The organism is Streptomyces sp. CC224B (assembly GCF_030010595.1).
Taxonomy (GTDB): domain Bacteria; phylum Actinomycetota; class Actinomycetes; order Streptomycetales; family Streptomycetaceae; genus Streptomyces; species Streptomyces longispororuber.
On sequence record NZ_JASCXL010000020.1, the window covers coordinates 17,634 to 29,293 of the forward strand.

Genomic DNA, 11,660 nt, shown 5'->3' on the forward strand with positions numbered 1-11,660 from the left:
CTGCGGGTTGGTTACAGGCGCTTTGCGCTGCGCAACCCCACCGCGTAATACCCGTTCCCGTCCAACCGCGACGTCCCCCCCTTGTCCCCGATGGTCGGCCCGTCCTCCTCCTCCCGGCTGGAGATGAAGATCTTGTGCCCCTCGGCGTCGTGGCCGAGGAAGATCCCCACGTGGTCCAGGCGCTCCTTCGTACGGGCGTCCAGCTTGAAGAAGACCAGGTCCCCGGGCTGCACCACGTCGATGGTCTTGGGCCGGTCGGCCGGGCCGAGGCCGACCCCGTCGAGCTTGATGACCTCCGTGCCGGCCTTCCCGCGCGCCATGCCGTTGGCCGTGCGCGGCAGCCCGTCACCGGAGCTGTCGGTCGCCATCAGCGGGTACCGGGCGCGGTAGCCGAAGACCGTGCGGATGAAGCCGGAGCAGTCGATGGCTCGGGCGCGCTTGGCCTCGGGCTGGATCGTGGTGCCGTCGCGGAAGGTGTAGGGGATGCCGAGGTAGTCGTAGAAGTCGGACTGCTCCTCGCGCAGGTCGTTGCCCTCGCTGCCGTTGGGGTTCAGCGGGCCGAAGCTGGCGTCCCCGCGGTAGGCGATGCCCTCGTCGTCCTTCTTGATGGGCGCGCCCTCCACGTACTGGAAGGCGATGGCGAAGATGTCGTCCTCCTCGCTGCCCGCGTACTGCTTGTACCAGTCCTTGAACCACTTCTCCTTCTCCGCGCCCTGGCGCCAGGTCTCCGGCATCAGCCGGACCCAGTCGTCGGTGACGACGCGGGACTTGGTGTTGGCGGGCTCGGCGAAGGTGCGGCTGGGGCCGGAGAGCGTCGCGGTGCGGGCGCCGTCGGTGAAGGTGGCGAGGACCTTGCCGCCCTCGGTGCGCAGCACGGAGCGGTCGGGGTTGCGCAGCCGCTCCCAGGTCTGCTTGCCGCCCTGCGGCGAGGCGCCGTTCTCCAGACGGCCGGGGCTGTCGGTGACGGCCTGCACCTCGGGCGACTTGTCCTGTTCGTCCTTGCGTAGCTCGACGGTCAGGTAGGCGCTGCCGGCCAGCAGGGCGAGCACGGTGGCGGCGTGGATGGCGGGGCGCTTCTTCTTGGGCGGCATGTGTGGCTCCGGTGGGTCGGGCCGGTCAGGCGGACGGCATGAAGCCGAGAAGGATCCCGGCGGTGAGGACGACGTAGGCCATGAGGGTCACCGAGCCCGTGGCGAGCAGGGTGGGGCCCTTGGGCTGGCGCACGAGCTGGTACGCGATCAGGCCGGGCACGATGAAGCCGAGGGTCTGGTTGCTGTACATCAGCGGGAACTCGATGGAGAGCACGATCATCACGGTGGCCTGGAGCACCACGCCGGTGAGCACCACCGCGGCGAACAGGCGCTTGCCGTAGAGGATCACGAAGCGCTGCATGAGGAGCGTGCAGACGTAGGTCAGGACGGTGACGCCGACGACCATGGCGGCGCGCTGGAGGTCCTCGACGAGGGTCAGCGCGAGCCAGCCCGGGGTGATCATGCCGCCGGGCGAGAGGTTGGTCGTCAGGTAGCAGACCAGGGAGAAGAGCAGCCCGAGCGCGATGCCGACCGCGGCGATCTCGGGGGTGAGGACGGAGGGGATCAACGGGGCTCTCCTGGGCTGTGCCACTGCTGGTTGTCGTCGGCGGCGGGCTGGGCGGGCGGGACACGCGGCTCGAACAGGCCGCGGGGGTTGTGCTGCTGGGACTCCGGCGGGGCGTGCGACGCGCGGTTCTCCTGGGGCGGGTACGCCTCGTGGCCGGGCGCGCCCTGGTGCTCGTAGGCGCCGTGCTGGTCGTAAGCGCCGTGCTGGTCGTACGCGCCCTGACGGCCGTCGTACGCGCCGCCGTGCTGGTCGTACGCGTTCTGCTGGTGCGGGCCCTGCTGGTGCGAGCCCTGCGGGTCGTACGCACCCTGCTGGTGCGAGCCCTGCGGGTCGTACGCACCCTGCTGGTGCGCGTTCTGCCGGCCGTACGAGCCCTGCCGGCCGTAGGCCCCCTGCTGCTCGTACGAGCCGTGCTGGTCGTACGACGCGTGGGAGCCCTGCGACGCCGCGTACGGGTCCTGGCCGTGCTGGTGGTGCTGGCCATAACCGCCCTGCTGGTCGGCGTAGCCCTGCGCGGCGTACGGGTCGTGGCTCCCCTGCGTCTCGTACGACGGGTACGCGCCGTACGCCTGGTCGTGGGCGCGCTGCGCCGGGACCGGGGTGAGCTGGGGCGCGGGCGCGTAGCGGTTCTCGTACGCCTCCGAGTAGTGCTGGTACGGGTCGAGGTGCGGCTCGTACAGCGGGGTGGACTGGGTCTGCTCGGGCGCGCTCTCGCCGGCCGCGGCGGCCGCCGGGGCGGGCGCGGGCTCCTCGCTCTCGTCGGCGGGGAGTTCGGCGAGGTGCTCCAGGAGCAGCTCGCCCTGGCCGTGGATGTTGCCGATGGCGACGAGCGAGGAGTTCTCGCCGAGCTGGCCGAGCAGCTGGCCCATGAACTCCTCGGGGTCGCGCCGGTCGCCGCCGAGGTCGACGGCGCGGGAGCGCCACTCGGCGGGGATGGCGTCGATGGCGCTCTTGGCGGGGTGGCCGATGACGAAGACCTTGTCCGGCTGGAGGTCGGGGATGATCTCGCCCATCTGGCCGTTGCGCTCGACGCGGTCGGGGCGGCAGTTGATGACGACGTTCAGCGGCCGGTGGATGGCGCCGAGGTCGAGGAGCTGGTTGATGTTCATCAGCGTCGACTCGGGGTCGTTGGCCGCGAAGACGTTGGCGAAGCGGAGCTTCTTGCCGTCCTCGGTGACGTACCGCTCGACGGAGAGGACACCGGGGTCCGGCGGGGCGTCGTACATGCCCTGGAGGGCGACCTCGCGGCCGACGCCGAGGAGTTCGGCGACCTTCAGGGCGATGGCCACGTTCTCCTTGAACGTGAACCAGCTGAAGCCGCGCAGCTCCTCGTCGGTGACGGTCTCCGGGTCGGCGTAGACCAGCTCGCAGTTCCGGGCGTCCGCCTCCTGCTTGAGGATGTCGAAGCGGTCCTTCTCGGCGGTGACGCAGATGCCGTTCTCCGGCATGGAGCGGGACAGGGAGCGGGCGACGTCGTCGAGGGTGGGGCCCATCTCGGCGAGGTGGTCCTCACGGACGTTGCAGAGCACGCCGATGGTGGAGCGGATCAGCTTGGACTGGTTGATCTCCTGGAGCGCGGGCATGACCGCCATGCACTCGATGACCAGCGCGTCCGGGTTGTACGCCGCCGCGCGGCGCACGATGCCGATCTGCTCCACGACGTTGGCGATGCCGAACTTGCGGTAGACCGGCTCCTCGGTGGCGTCCGGGTGGATGAACCGGGCGGCCGTGCCGGTGGTCTTGGCGACGGTGACCAGGTCGCCGCCGCGCAGCGCGCCCGCGCACAGGCGGGTGATGGAGCTCTTGCCGCGGATGCCGTTGACCAGCACCCGCGACGGTATGTGCTCCAGGTTCGTGAAGTGCCGCCGCTGCTCGATCACGCCGGCGACCAGCAGCACGGCGCAGCACACCACGAGGACGGTGTAGAGGAAGTACACGGCGGTTCAGTTCCTTCCGGCGAGACCGGCCGGGGCGCCGTCCCGCTTGCGCTGCGAGCCCAGTTGCTGCCTGATGAGCTCCAGGCTGCGCGTGACGGCGCCGACCTCGTCGTGGTGGACCGGGTAGAGGACGGTGCGGCGGTCGCCGTCGGCGAGCTTCTCGGCCTGGTCGGCGAGGAGCCGCAGCGGGCGGACGACGATGATGTGCAGCCAGCCCAGGCACGCGGCGGCGGCGGTGGCCCCGAGCATGCCCGCGAGGACCGTGCGGTTCTGCAGGGTGTACTCGGGGATGGCGAGCCCGGAGGCCGACTGCCAGGTCACCACGGTCCAGCCGACCGGCGCGGCGGCGCCGCTGCCGGCGAACGGCGAGGCGGCGGCGATCTCGATGTCGTCGTCGTCGCGGTACAGCACGCCGCTGGGCCGCGGGTTGGCGCCGACCTTCTGGCGGGCGCTCTCGACGAGCCCGTCGAGGCGGCCGTTGGGCAGGCCCTGGAACTCGCGGTAGCCGGTGTTGCCGCCGATGATCTTGCGGTCCTTGTCGACGACGCGGACCGCGCCGAGGCCGGGGCGCTTGAGCAGCGAGTTGAGGAAGTCGATGCGGAACTCGCCGACGACGGCGGCGCCGTCGCGGCCCTGCACCTCGGCGGTGCCGATGATCACCGGTTCCTCGCCGCCGTCGTCCTCCACGCGGATCGGCTCCCGGATGGAGGGCTTCTCCCCGGCGGCGCGCGGGTCCGAGCCCGCCTTGGACAGCACCTTGCCGGACTTGTCCAGGACGTAGAGCGACCGGTACCGGCTGTGCTGGTGCAGGGTGCTCTCCAGGACCTTGCCCATCTGCGCCGGCTCGGTGCCGGTGCCGATGAGGGAGGCGACGGAGGTGAGGTCGGCGTGGCCCTCGTTGAGGGCGCGGCGGACCCGGTCGGAGATGGTGTCGGTGCGCTCGCGCTGGTCGTTGACGAGCTGCTGCGGCACCTGGACGTCGCCCCCGGGGCGGTTGAGGAGCAGCAGCAGCGGCGCCGACCACAGGAGCAGGAGCACGCCGGAGACCGCGACGAGGGTGCGGGCGCCGAACGTCCGGCGGCCGCCCTTGCCGGCCTTGGGGGGCCGGGCGGCCTCGGCGGGCTCGCCGAGGAGCTGGCGGCGCAGCCGCTCCAGGGTCCGGCCGATGCGGGCCGCCTCGCCGTACTTGGGCACGGTCACCGGGCGGCCGAGGTCGCCGCGGGTGAGCCGGCGGCTCTCCAGGAACAGCCGGATCAGCGGGCGCTGCACGGTGCGCAGCAGCAGGAAGATGGTCACGCCGCCGATGAGGAGCAGCGCCCCGGCGGCGATCAGGCCGAAGGCGGAGCCCTCGACGCGCTCCTCGTCCTCGGTGACGGGCACCATCGCGACGACGCTGAGGCCGAGCCCGGTGGCCACGGTGGCCTCGCCGGCCTCGGGCGGCGCGAGCGAGGCGTAGCCGCCGATGGCCCGCTCGCCGAGGAAGCGCTCGCCGATGAGGTGGCCGCTGACGCCCTTGTAGCCGCCGGAGCCGGGCTCCTTGGCGCGCAGGGGGTGCTGGCGGGACTTCTTGGCGGCGATCTGGGCGAAGGCCTTGATCTGCTTGTTGGCCTGGGCGACCTCGCTGCGCTCGGTGGGCCCGCTGACCTGCTCGGGCTCGGGGATGCCGTCGGTGCTCAGGATGTGGCCGTCGTGGCCGACGACGGCGATGGAGCGGAACTCGCCGAGGCTGATGCCGGGGAAGCGCAGGCTGCTGGAGGCGACGAGCAGTTGCTGCGGCTGCCCCTTCCAGGCGAGCACGGCGAAGGCGAGCAGCCGGGTCTCGCCGTTCTCCAGGCGGACCATGCGCGGCTGGAGGCCGTCCTCGTCCTTGAGCTTGGAGCGGTCGATGGCGGCCAGCGGCACGTTCTCGCCGCGCGCGGCGAGCAGCTTGCCGGAGCGGATCTCGACGACGGCGGTGCCCATCCACTTCTGGTACACGCTGCTGATCTTGTCGAGCACGGCGTCGGGCGCCACCGGGTCACCGCCGTTGAACAGGCCGGCGGTGCGCGTCAGGTCGGTGACGGATTCGTCGATGGAGGCGCGCAGGGCGATGGCGCCGTCCTCGGCGAAGTGTTGCTGGGACTGCTTGACGGCTTTCGGTACGGCGTCCTGGCCGACACGACCGAGCGTGAGGGCGGTGACGCCCGCCAGGGCGAGGAGCAGGACCGACAGCACGGCGATCGGGGGCCGGATGCCTCCGATGAGTGACATGTCGGTCCTTCGGCGGACCTTGTGCCGCCGCTTCGTGGACGAAGCGGCCAAGGGGGTGCTCCTCTCCTGGAGTGACACGGTGTGGTGACACGGCGTACGGATATCGCCCCGCGGCGTGCATGTCGGTGCATGGGCACACAGCGCGATCGGAATGTCATGACCCATGGCGGGCCCGGATGGATGTACGAGAACGGCGAGATGTGAGCTACATCAAAGATCCACTCACGGCGCGGCGCCAGGGGGCTTCACGCTGTTCATCCTCGGTTCTCCGGAACGTTTCAGTCCGGCAGTGCCTGGAGCGGGGCGAGCCCGTCCTGACCGGCCCCGCGGTTGAGCAGCGTGCCCTCGGTGCGCTCGAAGGCGACCTTGTAGCGGGAGCGCCGCTCCCCGCCGACGTCCTTGCCGTCGCGCAGCGTGGCCGCGACGTCGAGGAGGCGGTAGTCCTGCACGGCGCCCTTGGGCACCTTCCCGGCCTCGTCGGGGTCCGGCGGGATCTCCACGAACGTCGGCACGTACTTGGCGGCGACGTCCCAGCCGCCGTCACGCCTGGTGAACTCGAACCAGCCGATGACGCCTTCCTCGGTCAGGCCGCTGGGCCGCTCGTGCCGGGCGATCTGGTTGCCGAGCCCGTAGGCGATCCAGGTGTCGCCGATCTTCTCCATCGGCTGGACGACGTGGGCGTGGTGGCCGATCACCAGGTTGATGCCGGTCTCCTTGGCGATCCTGCGGGCCAGCTCGACCTGCGGGGCGCCGGCGTTGGGCTGGTACTCCTTGCCCCAGTGGATGCTCAGGATCACGACCTCGGCGCCCGCGGCGCGGGCCTGCTTCTCGGCCGCGGCGATGGCGTCGAAGTCGGTCAGGTTGGCGATCCACGGCTTGCCCTTGGGGACCTCGTGGCCGTTCCAGTTGAGGGCGTAGGACAGCTGCGCGACCTTCACGCCCTTGACGTTGGTGATCAGCGGCTTCTTGGCGTCGGCGGCGCTGCGGTACGAGCCGGTGTGCTCAAGCCCCGTCTGGTCCAGCCGGTCCAGGGTCCGGGTGACGCCCTCGACGCCGTGGTCGAGGGTGTGGTTGGAGGCCGTGGAGCACTGGTCGTAGCCGATGTCCTTGATGGTGGTGGTGATCTGCGGCGGCACCACGAAGTCCGGGAAGCCCTGGAAGGGGCCCTGCGGTGTGCCGAGGACCGGCTCCAGGTGGCAGATGCCGAGGTCGGCCTTGCTGATGACGGGCTTGATCCCGGCCATCATCGGGCCGAAGTCGAGGCCGTGCTCGCCCTTGCCGGTCCGCTTGGCGTCCTTGCGGGCCTGCTCGGTGAGCTGGGGGTGGATGAGGATGTCGCCCGCGGCGGCGACGGTGAAGGTGGGATCGCCGGAGGCCTCGTCGGAGTCGCCCCCGAAGGGGCCGCACGCGGTGCCCGCGAGGAGGACGAGCGAGGCTGCGCAGACCGGTATGAGCCTGCGGGAGGGACGTGTCATCACGAGGATATCTTTATACAACCATGACTCCCCCTCCAATTCGGTTGATAACGAGTGCAAATCAATACCGGGTTCGTGGCAACCGTCCGGCGCGCCGGGTCCGGCGGGTCGGGCCCGCCCGCCGGGCCCGCCGGGCCCGACGGGCCCTCGGCGGGCTCGCCCTCGCACTCGCCGGCGTCCTGGGCCTCACACAGTGCGGCTCTCCGGACGCGGACCGGGAGCGCCCCGCCGCCTCGGCCGAGCACCCGCCCGGCGAGCGGCCCGCCCGCTCGCCCTCGCCGCCGGAGGGTCGCCCCACCGACGCCGACGGCAGCGACGAGGAGGACCTGCTGCGGCTGATCGCCGACTACACCTCCGACTTCACCGAGGACCGCGGCTACCGCCGCCCCTCGTACCGCGAGCGCCGCACGGTCGCCGAGGGCGTCGCGCTGCTCGTCGACCGCGAGCGCCGGCGCGCCGAGCGCCGCCTCAACGACGTGGACTTCGAGGTGCGGACGATCACCGACGCGGCCACCGGCAGGCGCTACGCGGAGGTCGCCGACCGCACCGACCACGCCGCGGCGCCGCGCGGCTGGGGGCGGGTGTACGTGGACCTCGACCACCGCGTGCGCTGGTCCGCGCAGGTGCCGCACCCGGTCGCCGACCGGGACACCGAGCAGCTCGGGGCCCAGCTCATGCGCCGCGCGCCCGGTGGCGTACTGATCATCGCGGGTGCACATCGCAAATCCGGCCGCGGGGACGAGGCGGACGTGGCGCACCACCGGGACAGCGTGTTCCACGCCCTCTGCGACGAGCTGGCGGCGCGCGGCCTGCCCGGCATCCAGATCCACGGCATGGCGGACGACTCGGCCCCCGACCACGACGTCGTCGCCTCCACCGGCAAGGGCCGCGAGGCTCTGACCGAGGGCCGCGACCTGGCGGACGCGCTGCGCCGCCGCGGCTACGAGGTCTGCCGCGCCTGGGCCCGCTCCTGCCCCCTTGAGGGCCGCAAGAACGTTCAGGGTCGCAACGCCACCGCCCAGGACACCGAGTTCCTGCACGTGGAGTTCGCCCCGAAGATGCGGGAGGAGCGCAAGCACCGGCGGGCCGCTGTGGCCGCCCTGGCCGAGGTCACCCGCGACTGGCGGCGCTCGCGCTCGTAGGAGCGGCCGGGGGCGGTGGGGGACGGCCGGGGGCGGCCGGGGAGTGCGGCCCGGAGCGGCCTACGGCCCGCCCGGGTTCCAGGAGCGCGCGTACACCACCGCTCCGCCGACCTCCCCCACCGGCTCGTACCCGCCGCGCAGCACCCGCTGGAAGCCCGGCACCCGCTCGGGCCCGTACGGCTTGCCCCGGGAGTCGTCGACGACGAGGGCGGGCGGGCGCCGCGCCAGCTCCGCCCGGAAGACGTCCCAGGCGCCCGCCACCGCGTACCTCTCGCCCACGCGGGGACCGTCGCGGCCGCCGCTGTAGTTGGTCAGGAGCCCGGCGGTCAGATAGCGGCTCGCGGGGGTGCGGTCGGCGAGCCAGTACGTCTCGGGGTGCATGCCCCACAGCAGGACGCGGTCGCCGGGCTCCGTGCGCGCCCGCACCTCCCGGGCGAGCCGCTCGGCGTGGTCGAGCTCGGGGCGCGGGGTGAGCAGCCCCCAGGCCACGAAGAGGGAGCAGGCGCAGGCGGAGGCGAGGACCGCCCGGGCCGTGCGCTCGCCGGGCAGGACCTGCAGCGCCGCCGTGCCGAGCAGGGCGAGCGGCGGGGTGAGCTGCAGGAAGTAGTGGCCGAAGAAGTGGAAGCCGAGCGCGACGGCGGCCGCCGAGGAGCTGAGCCACAGCCACAGGTCCGCCGCGCCGGTCCGCGCCACGCGCAGCGCGCGCACCACCGGCGGCAGCAGGCCCGCGCAGGCCACGGCCAGGAGCAGCGTGTTCGCCGTACCGCGCAGCAGGACGTGGAGTTCGGAGCCGGTGAAGGAGGCGTACGCGCCCGAGCCCGTGACCGTCCAGAAGACGAAACCGGCGGGCGTGGTCACCAGGGCCGCCGCGAGCACGGGCGCGCCCGCCCCGGCGGCGAGCCGCAGCACCTCCCGGCGCCGCCCGGGTCCGGGCGCGCCCGACCGCCACAGCAGCCAGAGCACCGGCACGAGCACCGCGGCGCCGGTCTGCTTGGCGAGGAAGGCGCAGGCCACCGCGGCCCCGGCGAGGGCCGGACGGCGCCGGTCCGCGCACCACACGGCGGCGGCCGTGCTCGGCAGCATGAAGACCTCGAAGGTGGCGGCCTGCGCGTCCTCGGGGTTGAGCCCGACGGAGGCGAGCAGGTACAGGACTCCGGCCGTGCGGCCGGCGCCGTCGCCCCAGCGGCGGCGGGCGAGGGAGGCCAGCAGGGCGGCGGTCAGGAGCTGCGCGCCGACCGCGAGGACGCGTACGGACGTCAGGGACTCGTCCCCCCACAGCGCGAAGGCGGCGCGGTACAGCCAGGGCACGAGCGGCGGCTTGCGGTCGACCACGGTCTCGTACAGCTCTCCCCCGTCGGCGAGCAGCCGGGCCTGGACGGCGAGGTAGCCCTCGTCGGGGTTCCACAGCGGGCGGACGAAGGACGGCAGCCGGGTGGCACAGGCGAGCAGCGCGAGGGCGGGGAGCAGCCGGGCCCAGTAGCCGGTCGCGGCGGGGACCGCAGGAGTTACGGAGCGTGGTGGGGCGAGCGGCTCGACGAGCATGGCCAGCACCGTATCCGGCCCCGCAGTTCGCGTCGAAACGGAACATACGGGGCCGAAGTGGCGCGCAATGTGGTTACTCGCTGTCGCGGCCGGGCGGGCGGGTGCCCGGGCCCGCGGTGGCTTCGGCGCCCGCCTCGCCCCGCCCGAGCCGGCTGTGCGAGCGGCCGTAGAGGAAGTAGACGACGACGCCGAGGGCCATCCAGGCGCCGAAGCGGACCCAGGTCTCGGCGGGCAGGTTGAGCATCAGCCACAGGGAGGCGGCCACGGAGAGCGCCGGCAGCGCCGGGACCCAGGGGGTGCGGAAGGCGCGGTGCAGGTCGGGGCGGGTCCGGCGGAGGATGATCACGCTGATCGCCACGATGACGAAGGCGAAGAGGGTGCCGATGTTCACCAGCTCCGCGAGTTCGCTCAGGGGGGTGAACCCGGCCACGACCGCGATGATCACACCGAGCAGGACGGTCGGCCGGTGCGGGGTCTTGAAGCGCGGGTGGACGCGGGAGAAGAAGCGCGGCAGGAGCCCGTCGCGGCTCATCGCGAAGAACACCCGGGTCTGGCCGAGCAGCAGGATCATGCAGACGGTGGTCAGGCCGACGGCCGCGCCGAAGCTGATGAAACCGGCGTACCAGGGGTGGCCGGTCGCCTTGAAGGCGTCGGCGAGCGGGGCGTCCACGGAGAGTTGGCTGTAGTGCTGCATGCCGGTGACCACGATGGACACGGCCACGTACAGCGTCGTGCAGATGAGCAGCGAGCCGAGGATGCCGCGGGGCATGTCCCGCTGCGGGTTCCTGGTCTCCTCGGCGGCGGTGGCGACGATGTCGAAGCCGATGAAGGCGAAGAAGACGACCGAGGCGGCGGTGAAGATCCCCATCACGCCGAAGTTGGCCGGCGCCCAGCCGAACAGCGTCTGGATCAGCGGCGAGTGCAGCCCTCCGCCCGCCTCCACCGGCTGGGACTTCGGGATGAACGGGTCGTAGTTGTCCCCCTTGACGAAGAAGGCGCCCGCGATGATCACGACGAGGACGACGACCACCTTGACGGCGACGACGATGGAGGTGATGCGCGCGGAGAGCTTCATGCCGAGGACGAGGACGCCGGTGAGCACCAGGACCAGGGCGGCGGCGAGGATGTCGAACCCGAAGCCCTCGGCGCCGTCCCGGCCGCTGAGCGCCTCGGGCAACTGCCAGCCCGCGTTGTCGAGCAGCGAGGCGATGTACCCGGACCAGCCGACGGCCACCACCGCCGTGCCGAGCGCGAACTCCAGGACCAGGTCCCAGCCGATGATCCAGGCGGGCAGCTCGCCGAGCGAGGCGTACGAGAAGGTGTACGCCGAGCCGGCGACCGGGAGCGTGGACGCGAACTCGGCGTAGCAGAGCGCGGCGAGGGCGCACACCACGCCCGCCACGACGAAGGCCAGGGCCACGGAGGGCCCCGCGTTGTTCTTGGCGACGGTGCCGGTGAGGACGAAGATGCCGGTGCCGATGATGACGCCGACGCCGAAGACGGTCAGATCCAGCGCGGACAGGGATTTCTTGAGCGCGTGCTCTGGTTCCTCGGTGTCGAGGATGGACTGCTCGACCTTCTTCGTCCGGAAGAGGGTGCTGCTCACGGGCGTACCTCCCACGCGTGTCGTCTTCGACATCTTCGAGAGGGGAGGTACGCCGAGTGCCCCGGCGCGGGCCGATTCACGCGAAGGGACCCGAAACCTACGGCTGACT

General features: G+C 72.3%; 8 protein-coding genes. 1 reads left to right on the plus strand and 7 read right to left on the minus strand.

What is annotated here, in order from left to right; genetic code table 11:
• Positions 1-11: 11 nt before the first annotated feature.
• The 5 genes from QK440_RS10525 to QK440_RS10545 form a co-directional block, all read right to left on the minus strand.
• Complete coding sequence (locus tag QK440_RS10525) at positions 12-1,091, minus strand: NlpC/P60 family protein (protein WP_282792760.1); 1,080 nt, start codon at positions 1,089-1,091, stop codon at positions 12-14.
• A gap of 25 nt (positions 1,092-1,116) precedes the next feature.
• On the minus strand, positions 1,117-1,599 hold the full coding sequence (locus tag QK440_RS10530; RefSeq protein WP_190139669.1) for a poly-gamma-glutamate biosynthesis protein PgsC/CapC: 483 nt from the start codon (positions 1,597-1,599) through the stop codon (positions 1,117-1,119).
• Positions 1,596-3,536: a poly-gamma-glutamate synthase PgsB gene (gene pgsB, locus QK440_RS10535; protein WP_282792761.1), complete on the minus strand. Its 1,941-nt coding sequence runs from the start codon at positions 3,534-3,536 to the stop codon at positions 1,596-1,598. The genes QK440_RS10530 and pgsB overlap by 4 nt, the downstream gene beginning before the upstream one ends.
• Positions 3,537-3,542: 6 nt before the next feature.
• Complete coding sequence (locus QK440_RS10540) at positions 3,543-5,786, minus strand: HAMP domain-containing protein (protein ID WP_282792762.1); 2,244 nt, start codon at positions 5,784-5,786, stop codon at positions 3,543-3,545.
• A gap of 278 nt (positions 5,787-6,064) precedes the next feature.
• Positions 6,065-7,261: a CapA family protein gene (locus QK440_RS10545; RefSeq protein ID WP_282792763.1), complete on the minus strand. Its 1,197-nt coding sequence runs from the start codon at positions 7,259-7,261 to the stop codon at positions 6,065-6,067.
• A 23-nt stretch (positions 7,262-7,284) separates the two neighbouring features.
• On the opposite strand from QK440_RS10545, the gene QK440_RS10550 reads away from it, so the two are divergent.
• A complete protein-coding gene (locus QK440_RS10550; protein ID WP_282792764.1) occupies positions 7,285-8,403 on the plus strand; it encodes a hypothetical protein in 1,119 nt (372 codons plus the stop codon).
• 60 nt (positions 8,404-8,463) lie between these two features.
• On the opposite strand, the gene QK440_RS10555 is transcribed toward QK440_RS10550, so the two are convergent.
• Positions 8,464-9,945 (minus strand): glycosyltransferase family 39 protein, encoded by a 1,482-nt coding sequence (locus tag QK440_RS10555; RefSeq protein WP_282792765.1) that lies wholly within the window; start codon positions 9,943-9,945, stop codon positions 8,464-8,466.
• Positions 9,946-10,018: 73 nt separating this feature from the next.
• Positions 10,019-11,551 (minus strand): amino acid permease, encoded by a 1,533-nt coding sequence (locus QK440_RS10560; protein WP_282792766.1) that lies wholly within the window; start codon positions 11,549-11,551, stop codon positions 10,019-10,021.
• Positions 11,552-11,660 lie beyond the last annotated feature (109 nt).